Origin of the sequence: Pseudoalteromonas byunsanensis, assembly GCF_001854475.1 — a bacterium.
Classification (GTDB): domain Bacteria; phylum Pseudomonadota; class Gammaproteobacteria; order Enterobacterales; family Alteromonadaceae; genus Pseudoalteromonas; species Pseudoalteromonas byunsanensis.
Genome location: NZ_MNAN01000031.1, coordinates 331923 through 351236 on the forward strand (window position 1 = coordinate 331923; position 19314 = coordinate 351236).

2 protein-coding genes are annotated in these 19314 nt (G+C 45.5%); both read right to left on the reverse strand.

Annotated elements, in window-relative coordinates; all coding sequences use genetic code 11:
* Positions 1-120: 120 nt before the first annotated feature.
* Positions 121-10584, reverse strand: a complete 10464-nt coding sequence (locus BIW53_RS11850; protein WP_070992203.1) for a non-ribosomal peptide synthetase — start codon at positions 10582-10584, stop codon at positions 121-123.
* A 36-nt stretch (positions 10585-10620) separates the two neighbouring features.
* Complete coding sequence (locus tag BIW53_RS11855; protein WP_070992205.1) at positions 10621-19311, reverse strand: SDR family NAD(P)-dependent oxidoreductase; 8691 nt, start codon at positions 19309-19311, stop codon at positions 10621-10623.
* Positions 19312-19314: the final 3 nt, after the last annotated feature.

Consider the following 19314-nt stretch of genomic DNA (forward strand, 5'->3'; position numbering starts at 1 on the left):
TGTCACAAACAAGCGCGTTGCGATGTGCAACATGACATCCTGTTCCTTTGGATTGAATACCAGCTTCCTTGCCGGTTTTGACATTAACTCATTTTCACTATTAGGTTAGTAAATCTCGTTTTACCATTGCATCTCCACTAACTCAGACTGCTCATCAAGCCCAACTAAGTTGTGACTTAGAGTCACTATTTCATCGATAGTTTGCGCAAGATGCATCACATCACGTTGGTTGAATACTTCAACCAGTGGTAGCTCAATGGCAAAGACTTCTCGCACCATACCTACAAAGCGCGTGGCATTAAGAGAGTGCCCGCCCAGAGCAAAGAAGTCATCATGGCGACCAACCTGCTCGATACTCAAGATGTCTGCAAATATTGACGCGACGGCTTGCTCTGTCTCTGTATCAGGCTCAACATAGTTTTGTTGCCCCATTACATCAGGTTTAGGTAGTGCTTTTCTATCTATCTTGCCATTAATACTCAACGGCATGTTATCTAGATGAACAATCGCACTCGGCACCATGTAGTTAGGTAATAACTGCGCTAGGCGCGTTTTTAGTTCCATTAACCAATCGCTGTGGATGATGGCTTCACGGTAAGTTGTAACATAAGCTACAAGCTGCGCTTCTCCATTGCCGTCTTTTAACATGGTCACTAAAGCATTGTTAATATCCGACTGCTTCATAAGCACTTGCTCTATCTCAGCAGGTTCCACACGATATCCACGTACTTTTATCTGTTGGTCAGTTCGGCCCATATAGTACAACTGCCCTAACTCATCGTAACGAACTAAGTCACCAGTTCTGTACAAGCGCTCGGTTATACCATTGGCAAAACTCTTTTCGATAAAGCGCTCAGCTGTCAGATCAGGGCGGTTCAAATACCCCTTCGCAACACCTTTACCTGCGATATACAGCTCACCCACACAGCCTACTGGCACCACTTCTTGCTCTGGCGATAACACGTACAGACGCGTATTTGGCATCGCACGACCAATTGGTAATACTTCAATATCGCTATCGAGTTTTTCGCTCACATTGGCGATAGTACAACCCACCACGCTTTCTGATGGGCCGTAGTGATTATAAATCACACTGTGAGGGAAGAAGCTTTGTAGTTTTTTCGCATCGCTTGGTGCAAAACTTTCTCCACCAATTACAAATACATGACACGCTTGGCTAACAAAAGATGGTTCCATCAAAGCCAACATGGCATTCACATGCATCGGCGTCATACGCATCAAGTACTGACGCTTATCGCCCTGGGTAAGTGCACGATGTAGCCCTGAGATCTCTTCATCCATTGCTGTCATGGTGACCGTACCACCAGCCAATAGTGGTAAATACAAACTAGGCACTGTCAGGTCAAACGCATGTGAGGTCACCACCAATGAACCAGTCAAATCAGTGTTGTAGTACAAATCTAGACCCGTTTGACAGTAATCCATCAAGCCTTGGTGGTGTATTTCAACTCCTTTTGGTTCACCCGTTGAACCTGAGGTATAAATCACATATACGCTGTCACTGCCACTTGCTGATACCGCACAGTGTTCTTGTGGTATCACGTTTGCTAACCAGTCAGTACTTAGTGCATCATCAACTAACATCACATCAACATCACACTTCGCAGTTTGCTCCGACAGTTCTGCCACCGATACCATCAGTTTTAGCTCTGAGCTCGAAACAATTTTTTCTACGCGCTGCTGGGTATTTTTCAAATCAATTGGCACATAAACCAGTCCAGAGTTCATCACCGCTAACAACGTGACCATTAACTGTGGGCAACGAGGCATATACAAGCCAATGCGGTCTCCTTTACGTAATCCTTGTGACTCAAAGTACGCACTCATACGTGTTGCTTTGTCTACCAACTGTTGATAGCTCAATTGCGCCTCACCCGCTTGCACTGCAATAGCGTCAGGGGTTTTGCTAGCTTGCGCAAAAATTCCTTGGTGTACTGTAGCTGTTTGAGCATCTTGACGCGCGGTATCATTCCAATGCGCCAACTGCTGTACCATCTCATCTTGGCTCATTAATTCAGTAAATGAGATTGCGTTGTTTGGTGTCTGCGTAATGTTCTCAATGATACGCTGACTATATTGCAACATACGCTCAGCCATCGCTTCTCCAAAGGTTTCCTGATCAATATCCAACGTTAGATTGAAGGTATCTTGTGCAACTTGTTTTACTTTTGAGTACGTCACGCTAATCAAATAGTTTTGTTCAAGTGATCCTTGAGCACCCATTACCTCGATGTCATCTGCAAGGCTTTCATACACATGAAAATCAACATAGTTAAACAGCGATGATGAGAAATCCAATCCTGCATCTTTTTGCATAACGCTCAGCGGTAATGTGCGTTTAGAGGCATCTTGCGACACCTGTGCATCCACTTGCTTAACTAAATCCTGCCAACTGTGATCTTCTAAGCTCGTTACAAATGGTAGTGAGTTTAAGAACAAGCCTAGTGTTTTGTCCGCACCTTCATATTCAGGTCGACAATTCGCTACAACCGAGGTCACAACGTCTTTGTTACCATTAACCAATGCTAATAACACTACATGCGTGGTCAGTAGAATACTTCTCTCCTGCACACCCAACTGCTTCGCTAAGTCACGAATTTTTTGGCTCGACTCTGGACTAACATCGAGTACCTGACGTGATTTACCTGTCAGTGTTTTACCTGCCCACCACGGCAGATTTGCATCTTCTAGTTTGCTACGCCAATAATCTCTCACTTCTTGTGATTGCATGGCAGCTTGTTCTTGGTGCACCAAATATTTATAAGGTAGAGCCACATCGTTACTTGCTTGATAGGTGCCTTCTCTGCGTGCAATGTACTCATTAAATAACTGAGTATTTAACGTTGCAATACTCCAACCATCAAATAATGCATGATGGAAACTTATGGTGTATTGGAAGCACTCATCATCTAGTTGGTGAATGTATATGCGCCACAGTGGTTTGCTAAAATCAAACGCTGAGTTTTTCTCTTCGTTGATCCACTGAGTCAAATACTCAGCCTGCTGCTGCTGTGTCATTTCAGCTAATGACACCACTTCAGGCTCAACGTCCAGCTGCTTGTACACCAACTGAGTCGGAGCACGGGAGTCCATCACAAACAAAGTACGTAGAATTTGATGGCGCTGTGCTAATGAAGTTACTGCTGCTGCGAATGTCTGTGCATCAAATGCCGACTTAATCTTAAAGCTCATAACATCATGATAAATGCCCTGACCGCCTGCCAATAAGTTATGGAACACCATACCTTGCTGTAATTGTGTCATGGGATAGGCATCTTCGATACGCTCGAAATCGGCTTGCTCACGTAGTTTGGCATACTCAGGCTCTTCCAACATCGAAAAAGCAGGAACATCCGGCAGTGATAGCACTTCTTCTTGAGCAACCACAGACGCAAGCTGCTTAATTGTCGGATTCTCAAAAAGTGCACCAATTGACACTGAGTAGCCAGACTCTTTCATTTTTGCCACCAGACTAATCGCTCGAATAGAATCCCCACCGAGTGCAAAGAAGTTATCGCTAATGCCTACTCGGTCTACTTTCAATGCCTGTTGCCAAATATCAACCATTGATGCTTCAACTTCTGTTTCTGGCGCTTGGTAATCCTCAACCGATGCCGAGAAATCAGCTGCAGGTAGTGCTTTTCTATTCACTTTACCATTAATGGTTAGTGGGATTTTATCAATTACAACGAAAGCCGCAGGCACCATGTGTGGCGCTAAGTTTTGCGTTATGCTCGCTTTTAAATCAGCAATGGCTTGTTGTTCCTCTTGCCCCTCAGTCAGCACCACATAAGCCACTAAGCGCTTATCGTGTAGCTCACCTTGCGTTAGAACCAATACTTCATTGACTGAGTGATGGTCGCGGATCTGATGCTCAATTTCGCCCAGCTCAATTCTAAAGCCACGGATCTTCACCTGATCATCAATACGTCCCAGATAAACTAGCTCGCCAGTATCAGTGCGTTTAACCAAATCCCCAGTACGATACAAACGCTCACCAGGAGTAAATGGGTTGTCAATAAAGGCACGCTCGGTCAAATCATCACGATTTAAATAACCTCTTGTGACACCATCACCACCCACATATAGTTCGCCCGGCACACCAATGGCAACAAATTGCTGTTCTTGGTCAAGTACATACGAAGACAGGTCCAACAAAGGAAAACCTATCATACTTCCTTGCTCACTCAGCACATGCTCCAGAGTTACGCGCTTGTAAGTAACATGTACGGTGGTTTCGGTAATACCATACATGTTGATAAGTTGTGGTGCATCGTCACCATGACGTGCAATCCAAGGTTTCAAGCTGGCAAAGTTCAATGCCGCCCCGCCAAAGACCACATAACGTAATGTATCATGTGACTCTATTTGATCTTGTTGGCTAAACAGTTCAAACGCCGCAGGTGTCTGGCTTAATACCGTAACCTTTTGTTCGTTTACTAAGGCACTAAAACGCTCAGTTTCTTTGGCTACTTCTTTTGGCACAACAACCAGCTTCGCGCCATAAAATAGTGCGCCCCAAATCTCCCAAACCGAGAAGTCGAATGAAATCGAGTGAAATAAGCTCCAAACATCCGTTTGCTTAAAGTCAAAATGTTCATCTGATGAGCTAAACAAACGCAATACATTACGATGCTCTACCAGTACGCCTTTGGGCTTGCCTGTTGAACCCGAGGTATAAATCACATAGGCCAAGTTCTGTAGCGACACATTCGCATCTGCTGTGCTGATGTTATCTTTACGGAAACCTTCATAACGCTCAGGTTCATCAACCAACACCAACAACTGTTCATCCGTCGGGATGGTTTCTTGTAGATGTGACTGAGTCAAAACAATGCGTATGTCACTGTCTTCAAGCATGTATTCGATACGAGAGTCTGGATAATCGGGGTCTAGTGGCACATAGGCCGCACCAGATTTAAGAATCGCTAAAATCCCCACAATCATCTCCAATGAACGTTCTGTGTATAAGCCCACCAGTTCATCTGCTTCGACACCTTGTGTCATTAAGAAATGCGCGATCTGGTTAGCACGTTCGTTTAGTTCACTGTAGGTCAATTGCTGATCATCACACACAACCGCTACTGCATCAGGATATTGTGCTACTTGTGCCTCGAACTGCTCGTGAATACAACGCGTCACTTCATAGGTGTTTCGTTGTTCACCCATACTTAGCAATTGTGTTTGCTCTTGCTCTGTTAATAATTCAACCTGTGTCAACTGCTCACACTGCGGCAGTTGTAATAAGATCTGAATATAGTGTTCAAGTACGCGCTGTACGGTGCTTTGTGCAAACTGATCTTTGTAATAACTACAACGAACGATCAACGTGTCGCTAAGGCCTGCATTGATAGTCAGTTTGTATTCATTCTCTTCGAAGGCATCCACCGACTCAACGGCAATACTTGCTTCTTTCTCCGCGCTTACCGCTGCATCCAACGGGTAGTTTTCAAATGAGAAGATGCTATCAAATAGCTGATAACCGCCCTCAACCTCGCTGTAAGACTGAATTTCATTAAGTGGTACATAGCAATGTTCGTTCGCTTCTTGGAAGTTAGCATGCATCGCCTGTAATTGCGCACGGATTGATTGTTTATTATCAAGGTTGAGCACCACGGGAATGTTATTGATAAACAAGCCAACCATTTGCTCTACGTCCAGCAATTCACCAGGACGACCCGATACTATCGAACCAAATACCACTTGTTCTTCATTACTGTAGCGGTGTAGTAAGTAACCCCACGCGAACTGCAGTAAAGTATTAACGGTCACTTGTGCACTGGCTGCAAAGTCTTTTAAACGAGCTGTTTGTTCCTTTGACAATAACTGGCGCTGAACATGGTGGCCGGTTTCTCCATCCGTTGGTAATTTATCAATATTTAGCGGTGTTGGGTTATCAATGTGTTCCAACTGTCCACGCCAATATTGCTGAGCATCACTTTGTGAGCGCTCACCTAACCAGCCAATATATGACTCATAGTCACCACTTGGAGCACTTACTAACGGCTTGCCTTGCATTAAACTCTCATAGCTTTCAACCACAGCACCGTACACTATTGGTAAGCTCCATCCATCTAGAAGAATGTGGTGGTGAGTCCATAATAAGCGGTACTTGTCATCTGCAAGCTTGAACACCACAACTCGCATCATAGGGGCGCTATTTGCCAAATCAAAACCCTGTTGACGGTCTTGCGTTCTAAATTCATTAAAGCGCTGTTGTTGCTGCGGCTCATCTAACTCACGCAAATCTTCAACACGCCAAGGTAATGTCGCTTGCTTGACCACCAACTGATGAAGTGACTCACCTGAGCCTACAAAGAGCGTTCTAAATACATCAAAGCGCTCTATCACTGATTGCCATGCCTGTTGGAAGTACGTGAGGTTAATCTCCCCCGTAAAGACAAAGTCACTCTGTGTTAAATAGGCATCATTTTTTACCAAGCTTTGGAACATCATGCCTTTTTGCATTGAAGTCGCAGGATATAGTCTTGCAATATCGTGCTGTTGCTGTAACGCATCAAGCTCTTCTTGAGTAACGGATGCCAAAGGGAAATCCGATGGCGTATATTGTTGTTTTACAACCTTGCAGTGTGCCACAAGCTCGATTAGTGCTTGCTCTAACAAGTTACTAAACGACTTGATGTTATCAGCCATAAAGCGGTTTTCACTGTAATCCAGTGCCACTGACAAACGTCCTTCACTCACTAGCGAGTTAATACCCAACAAGTATTCGCGTTGGTGCTTGTCACTCACAGCTTTACCTAAATTTCCTTCTGCAAAGGCGAAGCCACTCTCATTATCAACCGCCTGATCGAACTGACCTAAGTAGTTAAACAAAATCTGAGGATTATATTGCCTTGCTAGCTCAGGATTGCGCTGCGCCCAATAACCAAAACCAATACCATTATTTGCAATAGCACGGTAACGCTCTTTTATGTCTTTGATGGTCGCACCCATTTCAGCATCGGCACAATTAAGAACCAACGGATAGATACTGGTAAACCAACCTACCGTTTGACTTGTATCAATGTCATCAAATAGCGGCTCACGACCATGGCTTTCTAACATCACAGAGACGGTATCGAGCGTTTGCCACTGGTGTAATGCCTGCGCCAATGCAGAGAGCAATAATTCATTAATAGTTGTGTTATAGCTGCTTGGACACTCTTTTAATAACGCTTGTGTATCTTTTTCATTGAGTTCGAAGTGCCACATTTGTGTTGAAGCTTGGCTATTGTCACCCTTTTCATCAAAGTCGCTTACAATCTGGTCTACTGGCTGTGATAGTGACCAAATATCTTGTGCTGGGTCTTGGTAATCTGCGAGCGCTTCAGTCCACTGTTGATAACTTGATGTTTTTGCGCCTAATGCTATCTCATGGCCTTGGTTCAATTGACCATAAGCTTGCATTAAATCTTGTAGTAGTACACGCCAAGACATGCCATCAATAATTAAGTGGTGTGCAACAAATAATACATACTGCGTGTCTTTTGAACTCAGTAATACCGCGCGGATCAACGGGTCGCCTACTAGCGCAAAGTTACTTTGATATTGCTCACCGACTTGTTCAATAAATTCAGCCTGTTGTGCAGAGTCTTCTGGCAAATCCAATGCTACAACACAGGCATTAATCTGTTGCTCACTGAAGGTTTGGTACTGAGCACTCCATTGGCCTTGTTGATCTTGATTGAAGCCCAAACGCATCGCATCGTGTCGAGTTATCATGGCGTTGACAATGCGCGTCAGCATCGCTTGATTCAGATCACTGGGTACAGACAACAGCACGGCTTGGTTAAAGTAATGATGATCAACTTGCGTGTTGTCTAAATATGACTGCTGAATTGGCAACAATGGTGCATTACCACTCAACGCTTCTTGTGTTGCTTTAACTTCTTGCGGTGCTTGTTCGCTAAGATCAGCCGTCAACTTCTCAATCGTTTGTAACTTTAACAGCCCCTTGGTGGTGATGTTGATACCTTTTTGGTTCGCTCTAGCCACCGCTTGAATAGACAGAATCGAGTCTCCACCCAGTTCAAAAAAACTGTCAGTAATACCAACTTGTTCAACCATCAATAGTTGTTGCCATTGTTCACACAATAAGGTTTGTACTTCGTCTGCTGGGGCAACGTAAGCATTTTCTCTACCAGCGCTTAAATCTGCAACAGGTAATTTAGAGGTGTCCACCTTACCGTTAGGCGTCAGTGGATAACTGTCAACCGTCACGATAACCGAAGGCACCATATAATCAGGTAAATGGTCTTTAACGCCGTTCAACACAGCATTACTATCTAGAGTATCTCCATCTTTGATCACATAAGCGACCAGACGTTTTAGCTGTGAGTGCGGGTCTAGGATCACTAGGGCTGATTTCACACCCGCTTGCGCTTGAATTACCTGTTCGATTTCACCGAGTTCGATACGGAAACCGTTAAATTGAATTTGATTGTCAATACGGCCTAAAAACTCCAGTTTGCCGTTTTCCAACAGGCGAACATAATCACCAGTGCGATACAAACGCTGTACTTTGCCATTGCCTAAATCGCTTTCTATAAAACTGCGCGCGGTCAATGTTTCGTTGTGTAAATAACCTTTAGCTAATGATGCACCAGCGATAAGTAGTTCGCCTGCCGCGCCACGAGGAACCAATTGCTGTGTATTCGGAGCCACCACGTACAGACTTAAGTTCGCCAATGCGCTGCCGATGCTGACCACTTCGTTGGCACGGATACGGTCAACCGATGCACATACCGTACTTTCAGACGGTCCATAACCATTGTAAAGTGGGAATTTGTCAGCCCAGCGCCATGCAAGTGCCGTTTCAATCGCTTCACCGGCCACAATCAACGCATCAAACTGATAATCACGCTCAATATCCATATGAGTTAACAACGAGGGCGGTAATGTGGCATGAGTAATGCCATTATCAACTAGGTAATCGGCCAAATCTTGTGTAGAGGTACGCGCGCCTTCAGGACAGATATATAAGCTTGAGCCCGCCAGCAATGCCATCATCCACTCCCAAGTAGCGGCATCAAAACTGATAGAAGCAAATTGCAATACTCGACTTTGCTCACTCATTTTAAAGCAATCTAATTGGTTGAAAAATAAGTTCAATGCACCACTGTGAGACAAGGCTACTCCTTTTGGTAACCCCGTTGAGCCTGAGGTATAAATCACATACGCTAAATCATCAGCCCGATTTTGTGGTAATGCTCGCGCCTTGATGCCTTGTAAAGAGTCAATGCTCATTACAGTGCCTGAGAATTCAGCTGTAATTGCATTATCTGAATGATTGAGTAGCATACGCGCTTGGCTATCATTGAGCATATGTTGTACACGATCGGTCGGGTAGCTTGGGTCAATCGGTAAGTAAGCTGCACCTGATTTTAGTACCCCTAAAATCGCGACCATAAAGTCAACAGAACGAGCCATGCTCACGGCTACCACATCGCCAGGCTTCACACCGTTATCAAGCAGGTGATATGCAACCTGAGCGGCTTTGTCATCTAGTTGTGCATAGCTCAATGACTGCGCTTGATCCGTCACTGCAGTTGCCGAAGGCGTTGACTCAACCCAAGTATTAAAGCGCTCTAATACGGAGCCGTATTGTAGGTGTCGCTCATCGCTACTACCCTGCGCTAAATACTGTAATTCTTCATACTCGAATTTAGATAACAATGACAAGGCGCTGAGAGGTTGCACATCAGCATTCAACACACGACCAATCAATGCTTGGAAGTTCGTTATAAAACGCTTTACGAATGTGTCTGATACACACTCCACGTTGTAGCGCCAAGTCACTTCCAGTGAAGACGATTTGGCCACAAACGACACACTCAGATCACACCCCTGATCATAGTCATGTTCAGCGCGCGCTTGCTCATAATAACCACTAAATATACGAGGTTGACCTGCCACACTAGAGTGCTCATCTTTTTGTAGTGCTTCAGCCAATAAACCAGTGGTCAAACTTGCGTTGTTCAGTGCTGCAATACGCTGCTGTTCATAGTGGTTTAGATAATCTTTAAATGACGCATCGTCTGTCATTTTCATACGCAGCGCAACACTGTTATCAAAGTTATCCGCACAGTAGCCCATACCGCCTTGCAGATGCTGCGATACCACACAATCTTTCACGCCTGAATACTGATTTAATTGGGCACATAGCGCACTATGTAACACCGCAAAACGATCCGTTTGTTGTGCTATCGCAAAGGCATCCAACTGAGCCAATAATCCAGCATCCAGCACCTCGGTATGCTCATTGTACTGCGCATCTTTGGTATTGGCAGAACGTTTGCTTAGTGGTACCTGCCATGCTTGCTCACTAGAGTCAGCCAACTGCTTCAGCCAGTAACTCTGTTGCTGTTCAATCAATTCATCATTGAGATTCAACAAACTGAACGCAGACATCTGCGCCACCAACGCTTCTTTGTGCTCTACGATGCTCTTTTTTAAATCGTCCGTCATCGCACCTTTAGCCGCTCGCGCTTTCAGTTTGTTGTTGTCTAGGTAAAGTAATACGCCCTGTGCTTGTGCTTGTTTTAATACTGTTAATGTCATTTTCTTATTCCTAATTCTTTATTATTCTTGTCATTTTTAAAATTCTAATACTTCAATCGAAGTATCTTCTGCCTGCTGTGATAACGCCTTGGTCTGCTTGAGTTGCTGCTGTATCTTGGCGTAGGCAGTGCTTGGAAGTAGCGCTACATCCATGAGTTTTTGTGCGCTGCTGTCCATTAATGTCGCTAAAATTGCTTGATAGTTTTCAGACATTGTTTTAATAAATGCGGCATCGAAATGTGGCGTGTGGTAATACACCACCCACTCGAGCTGCTGCTCAGGTACGAGCATCAATGACAGTGGAAATTCGGATTTATCCAGACTATCTACCCATTCAACCCACAGACTGCTATCAGGCTGCTTGGTTGGCGCCGTCAGAGGGAAGTTTTCATACACAAATAGACTGTTGATCACGTCACTCACCGAACTTAAACCACCTTGTTTGAGCACTTCGCTCAATGGCAAGAAGTCGTTTTCAGCAATGCCCAGTTGTAACTGCTGACATTGTTGCAATAACCCCAATATGCTCTGTTGTTGATCTAGTTTGATGCGCACCGGTACCGTGTTGATAAACGGCCCTACGATTTCTTCCACTCCCTCAAGAGCTGCAGGACGTCCTGACAAGGTAGTTGCAAACACCACATCTTTACTGTCGCTGTACACAGATAGCGTCAGTGCCCATGCGAGCTGCGCTATGGTATTGACGGTGATGCGGTGTTGTTTAGCAAAGCTCTGTACTTGCTCAGACAGCTCTGCACTAAAGTGACAAGAAAATCTGTCTATGCTCGCCACATGAGTCGCCTCGTTTTGACCTGCCAATGGCTTACTCATCGGTGCATTGCTTAAACTTTGCTGCCAGAATTGCTTCGCTGCTTGGTTGTCTTGTCGGTTTAACCAGCCGACATAGTCAGCAAACGGGTGTGCTGGAGGTAACGCAAGGTCACTGCCATCTAGATACGCTAAATAGAACTGCGCTAGCTCTTTTAGCACTACACCACGTGACCAACCATCAGAGATACCATGGTGCTCACTGAGCAACATGCGATAGCAATCATCAGAGAGTTTCACTAGGTTGATACGCATCAGTGGCGCTTGTGCAATGTCAAAGTTGGTTTGGGCATCTTGCGCTACTAAAGCATTAAACTTCGTCTCTTGCTGCTGTGAGTCCAAATGCGTCCAATCGTGAGATTGCCAAGGTACTTGCACGTACTCTTTAACCGCTTGAACAAACACACCCTCATCGTTTACATGAAATGCAGTGCGATAAATGCTGTGTCTTTCCACAATCGCTTGCCAGGCTGCCTTGAAAGCTGCTTCATTGAGCTCCCCACGTAGCTGGTTTACCAACTGCGATACATACATCCCTTGTGTGTCACTGACCAAGCTCTCATACATCAATCCAACTTGTGTAGAAGTCGCTGGCATTGCCGTATGGATGTCATTGTCCGCGAGGCCTGCCAACATACGCTGTGTACTGGCATGATGGGCATCATTGGCAAAATACTGCAGCTGAGTTTGAGCCTCTGAGCTAAAGCGCGGTAAAGCCTCAACTTGCTCGGCGATAAATACCATCTTGCTTTGCCACAGCTCAACCAATGCTTGAATTTTGTCGCGCTTAATACGGGTCTGATTAAAGATGATGGAGAAGTTGATTTGCTTATCCAGCATCGCACCAAGAAAATCAATTTCGTACAAACGTTGCTGTCTATGCGAAGTTTGTACCCCTGAAGATTCAGGCGCAAAACTGATGTCGCGCTCATCTGCCACATCAAATGTGCCTAAGTAGTTAAAGCTCATGTGTGGTACAGGCATATTACGCAGCGCATTATCCGCAGTGTGGTAACGCAGCCAGTTAAAGCTCACGCCCTGATTCGGAATAGCCGCCATATGGCGTTTTACCTGCCTGAAGGTATCGCTCAATTCACCTGACGCCGCGCCACTTAAACGCACAGGGTATAGTGAAGTGAACCAACCCACAGTGCGGCTTACATCCGGTGTGTTTGCTGGTAGATTCTCACGACCATGACCTTCCATCATCAGATACATGCTAGGTTGGTCGGCCCATTGCTCATATGCCAGCAGCAGACTCGTTAACAACACCTCGTTGATAGACAAGTTACACTTAGCTGGTAGTTGGCGAACTAATTTTTCTGATAGCGATTTATCCAACTTAAATTCGATGGATTGCTCTTCTTGGCGCGTATTTTCAAAACGATTATCTACAAACGCCAATTCATCATTCCCGTCACCCTGCTGATGCTGCTCTAGATACCAACGAGCTTCTTCGGCACAATCATTACTGTCTAGGTACTCTTCCCATGCGTTGATCCATGTATTGTAACTTGCTGTTTTGAGAGCTTTTTGCTCAGGAGCTTGATAGTAAAACATCAAGTCTTCCACCAAAATGCGCCAAGATACACCATCGATCAGTAAGTGGTGCACAACCAGCAATAAGCGGTCGTTACCCGTACCTGGGTCTTCCAGATAAATGGCTCGAACAAGCGCCCCTTCATCCATATTCAATGAGCTCTGCAGTCCCGTTGCAACACGCTCTAAACGCTCTGCAAATGGCACAGTGTCGTCTTGTTCGAGGGTGATACGCTCTAATTCAATGTCATAGTTAGCATTCACTTCACAACGTAGTTCAGGCTGATTCACATCAAAGCGTGCACGTAGTAAATCGTGGTGCTTCATGAGCGCTCTAACTGCTTTTTGCAAACGCGCTAAATCAGGCTTTTGCTTAAACTTCAACATAGTAGAGAGGTTCATGTGATGTGGATCACTCAACGCTAAAGAGTGGAACCAACGCCCAATCGCCGCGGTTTTAATTTCACCAGTGATGAACTCATCAATATCAACGGTGACCTCTTCAATACCCGCTTTAGCACTGAGCTCTGTCAAAGATTGAGTTTCGAATAATTGGCGAGGCTCGATTGCGATCCCTACGCCTTTGGCACGGGCCACCACCTGAATGGCAATGATTGAATCGCCACCGATGGCAAAGAAGTTATCGTCATAACGCACGCGAGATAACGACAATAAATCACAGAAAATCTGGGCTAAGTGTGTCAGCACTGTTTTGGGTTCATCACGACCCGCTACATAACAAGCTTGAGCACTGTCATCCTCATTCGCATCCGTGACGCGTGTTTCTATACGCTGTCCAAAATCATCGGTTTTTGGTAATAAACTTAAAGTTTCTGCGGTTGAGGCAATAACCTGTGTTGCATGGGTCGCTTGCGCAACATACTGACTGATAAATAAATTACTTTGGTCGATACCGATAAGTAAAGCGCTGTGATCGGTCGCTAACGCTAAGCGCAGAGCTGCTACCCCTTGCTCTGGAGTCAGAACGTAATAACCTTTAGCACGTGTTTGTTCATTGTTTACATGCTCAGCGCTCATACCTAATTGCTGCCACATACTCCAATGTAAGCACTGTGCAGGATAGCCTTGCGCTTTAAGTGAGTGACAGATTGCTTCTAACTGACTGTTTGCCACCGCGTACGCCGCATATTGTGTACCACCAAAATAGCCATTCACTGAGCCAAAGTGGATTTGTCTGACATCCTGACGCCCCGCCAACGCTTCACCTATGGCCATCGCACCGTGTACTTTTGCCTGTAATGACGCCTGTAATGCTGTGATATCTTCATCGGCAATCATCGCTGTACGCAATTGACCAGCAAGATGTAGCACACTACCAATTGGCTTATTCCAGCGTTGCTCATAGTCGCTGATCACCTGCTTTAGCGCTGCGCTGTCTGTAATATCTAAGCGTTGATAAGCCACTTTGCAGCCCGAACTCTCTAAGCTAGCTAGCTTTAGCTGCTGCGCTTCATTGAGCTCACTACGCCCAACCAATAACACATCTGCCGAGCCATTTTGTGTCATGGCCTGCGTGATCACTTGAGCTATGCCACCCATACCACCTGTGATTAAGGTGAAGGTGTCTGAGCTAAACGGTTCTGATAGTTGTGTATGATTGAACTTATCAACCTGAGCGAGCTTGTACTCGTAACGCGCACTGTCACGTAAAGCAACCGTAGAGCTTGGTGTAGCCGCTCGCAGTTCGTTAATTAAATGAGCCGAAGTCTCTGTAACATCAATGTGTGTGCAAGCAAGTGCAGGATACTCTTGGCGTAACGTTGCCAAGAATCCGTGTAGACCACCTAGTTGAGTATTAACTGTTTCACCAGCAACACTAAATGCCTGCTGTGTGATCACATCTAATCTCGCTAGCTTGTGCTGCGCTTGCTGTACAATGTTCAGCACGTCACCGAGTGACTCTGTGCTGTGTGCATGGTAAATAACGCGCCACGTATCGCCCAAGTCTAGCGCTTGCTCTAACTGAGATAGTTCCGTAATACACTGTACATTTGATGTGTCTAAAATCTCTGCACTCAGCTGCTGAGCCAGTGAGTTGTCAGCACCGATAACTAACGTATCCAACTTGCAAGGATGTTCTGCTCCGCGTTGTGCGCGTTGCCAGTGTGGACGGTAGAACCAAGCTGGTAGATACTGCTCATCTTGCGCTATATCAAACTCAATGATGCGCTGATCAAACTCACCCGCTGCAAAAGCACTCGCCAGTTTATTACGTTGAATTTTACCAATTGACGTACGTGGGAATTCATCAGCCTCTAGTGGAATAAAGTACTGACAAGCCACTTGCAACTTGCGTAAACAAGCCTGCTGAATACGTGCCTTAAGCTCGCTAAGCTCAGCCTCTTCTACCTTGTCAGTGGTAAAGAAAATCGCCACTTTATCCGTATCATCTGCCGACTTTCTCACTGCACATGCAGCTGTATGCGCAACCAATACGCCTTCAACCGACTCAACAACTTGTTCAATTTCCTGACCTTGGTAGTTGTTACCATTGATAATGATCAGATCTTTGGCTCGACCGGTGATGGCCATTTGACCTTGGTTGATCACCGCGAGATCTCCGGTGATAAACCAACCATCATCTGTGAAAGCTTCACCGTTGGCTTCTTCGTTATTCAGATACCCCATCGTCACAGGCGCACCCTTGATTTGCAGCTGCCCGACTTGAGATTCTTTAAGTACCGTATCGTCACCATCAACAATACGCATTTGCACGCCAGGCACCGCTGCGCCTACTGTGACATAAGGTGTATTGCCAGGGCTGTTTAACGGATCAAAGTCGGTATTTACCGCAACCCCTGAACAGGTTTCAGACATGCCCCATGCTGGGTGCATGGCCTTTGAACTTAACTGATAAGGGGCTAGATTTTCTAAGAAACGCTTCGCTGTTTTTTCAACAACCGCTTCACCGCCATTGAGTACAAAATGCAAGGCACTCAAGTCCCAGCCATAATCAACCTCTGGGTCGATGTGCTCGTTAAGTAGTGCATATGCGAAGTTAGGAGCCCAAGTGTTGTTCACCTTAAACTGACTTAGGCAGTCAAGCCATAATAGTGGCTGTTTCAAAATCACATCGGTGGCACAGTGATATTGGTTAGAGCCCAAGTAAACATCAAGTAGGTGATACATCACGATACCGCCCACGTGATCAAGTGGCATCCAGTTGAAGCTCGTGGTGTTTTGGTCAAATTGCCCCACTTTCGCCATGGCTGCCGAGCGGCTGATCAAAGCACGATGTGTTTGCTGTACCGCTTTAGGTTTACCTGTACTACCTGAGGTCAATAATAATAACGTCACCGCATCCGCGTCTGCGCCATGCACTTCGCCCGGCTGCTGAACCAGTAACTCTTCTAATAACAAGGCATGCTCAAGTGTTGTTTGCTCTGTCAGTTCGCTCTGGTTAGTGTGTTCGCAAATAGCCGCCTTGATATTTAAATCTTTGACACTGCTGGTGATTTTCTCAAAGTCTTTATCTTCGGCATCATAGTTGTCAGGGCACGCCACCGGCATAGGTACCATCCCTGCGACTAAACATCCCCAAAACGCACGCACGATATCGGCGTTATTAGCAAGCTGCAACACCACACGATCCCCTGCTTTGAGACCCGCACAGTGCAAACCATTTGCCACTCGTTTGGCTTGTTCTAATAATTCAGCATAGCCAATGCGTAACGTCTCGCCTTGCTCATTGAGCACAAAGGTAACACCATGCTCGGTTTGTGCTGCATTACACAAAAGCTGCGCTAAGTTGTTCGGTAGAGCGTCAAAATCAAGCGTCTCTCCTAAGCTTGTCGCAGGCGTGTCATTGCTCTGTGATGCCTCGCTGTCTTGCTGCTGACGCGCAAGTTGTTGTAGTGAAATAGGCTCAGGAGTGCGTAAGTTATTTTCAAGATAACCTTCCACACCAATCAATTTTTCACGGTCAAATAGCGCGATTTCTTCCAACTTAGTAAAGTTAATTGCACCTTGGGTGTTACGTGGTAATTGCGACACAAAAGCAAGTGCATGAGGAATTTGATGTGCTGGCAGCGCCTCGCTTAACTCACCGTATAAGCGCTCACCCGATAATGGACGATTGGTAACAATGTAAGCCACTAAACGATAAATACCCGCACTATCTTTGCGGTTATAAACCAGTGCATCTTGCACACCTTGCTGAGCAAGTAGGTGTGCTCTTATAGCTGCGCACTCAACCCAGCGACCATTGTGCCAAGCCTGTAACTGACTATGGCGGTTGCCTATGTAGTGCAATAAACAGATCTCGCCATTTTCAATACAAGCCGCAATTCCTGTTAAGTGCTGCTCCACCTTGAGTTCACCCACTGCGCCCTCAGGTAACACCTCACCCAGACTATTCACAATGCTGACTTCTCCAGTGTAAGCAACCTCTTTATCATTCGTTGCTGAACTTGCTATCACACTAGGTAAACAATGTGGCATTGACCAAATAAAGTAAGCGGGTACTGCCAAGGCAGTGAGATCAAAATCAGGTTGCGCTCCATTGACCAGCACAGCACGCAACGCCTGTGTTGTGCGCATGTGACTCAGTGATTGTGCCGCTGCAGGATTGGCAACTAACACAGTAGCGTTTTCGCGTATCTCATCAAGGCTGTTAATAAAGTGACATTGTGCCCCTGTCACTGATGCCCAAAGGCTAACCAGTAATGATAATTCTGGGCTTAGCTGCGCTTCTAATAGCACCGTATCTTGTGCTGTTAGCGGTAAATATTGCTGCATAAAATTGACCGACTGCTGCCAGTTCAATTTTGTATCTAAAGACTGCCATTGCTGTTGCAACGCTTTGTTGTCTGTCTGTGCGCTGATGCACGCTGTCACCTGCTCTGTAGTGACTTCATAATTTGCGACTGGGGCAACTACACCTGCAGCCTGATTTAGGGGGGTGAATAACTCTGCCAACGGTAAGTCTGATACCGCACTGGTTGTCACATAATCAACGATAGCGTTAAAAGTCGCCGTTAAGGCTTCAATCATCGATGCTGAAAATAAGTCTTCTTTATAAGAAAATACCACCTGATGATCATTGAAATTGCTGGTGAAGAACTCAAAAATCATATCAAATTCAATGGTCTTACGAGCAAGGTGGACTGGCTCCACTTGAATATCATCCAGTTGCAGCTCTTCTTTATCCGATGCATGTAATGCAAACAACACTTGGAATAGCGGCGAGTAGTGCGCGCTACGCTCTAGCTGCAAACTATCAACTACTTCTTCAAATGGTACGTTTTGGTTCGCAAATGCCTGTAAAGACATTGCTTTAACTTGGTCTAAATACTCGACAAACGTGCAGCTACGTTTAGGCTGACTACGCAATGCCACGGTATTTGACATCATGCCGATAACGCCATCAAACTGCGCGCGTTTACGGTTAGCCACCGGTGTCCCCACGGTTAAATCTTCAACACCACTGAAGTAGCTCAGTGCCAATTTAAAGGTGGCAACCAATACCATAAAGAAACTGGCTTGATGCTCGTTGGCGAGCTGTTTTAAGCCCTCAATTTGCTGCTCGCTCAATTGGAACAGGTGTGACTGAGAGTTCAGTGTTAACTGTGAACTGCGCGGTACAGTTGTTGGCATTGGTAAATGCTCTGGTGCACCATGTAGCTGTTTTTTCCAGTAAAGACGCTGCTGATCGGCGCTACTGCTCTCTAGCCAATCCTTTTCCCAAGCAACAAAATCTCTAAATTGACATTCATTGGCCTTAACATCGTCGCGCTGCCCGCCCAAGTAGGCAAAATAGTTCTCGTTTAATTGCTCCTCAATCAAACCCAGTGACCAACCGTCCGCTAGGATGTGGTGGATCACAAACATGATGATGTGTGACCCATCAGCTAGAGGCACACAGTCCACACTGAACAATGGCAGCTTGTCTAGCGCAAAGGCAACATCACTTTGTTTGGCAACAAATGCTTCTACCTGCTCTGCATCTTTAACAAAATCCAGCGCCAGTGGGGCTAACATGTTCACTTCTACTTGATACTCAGGTTCTACCACTTGTAGTGGGGTATCCCCCTCTTTGTAGTAGGTTCTGAACATTTCATTACGGTTGACTAACTGCTGGATAGACCAACGAAATGCGTCTGGGTTAAAGTCTCCTACAAAGCGTAATGCTGACACAATATTGTATGCATTATCGCCGTGGTTTAACTGCTCAAATAACCACATTCTTTGCTGTGCATTGGATAAACCGAACTCCCGTGTAACCGGTGCAACTGTTTCTTTTTTAGTCGTTTTTTTGCTATTTTGGAGCTTTTTAAGCAAAAGCTCCCGCTGCTCGGGTGATAGCTTCGCCAACCGAGCTTTTAAATTTGCTGTAGTCATGGT

Bases quoted from the DNA above. Each gene is read 5' to 3' on its own strand.
- BIW53_RS11850 (WP_070992203.1), bottom strand. From the start codon at position 10,584: ATGACATTAACAGTATTAAAACAAGCACAAGCACAGGGCGTATTACTT.
- BIW53_RS11855 (WP_070992205.1), bottom strand. From the start codon at position 19,311: ATGACTACAGCAAATTTAAAAGCTCGGTTGGCGAAGCTATCACCCGAG.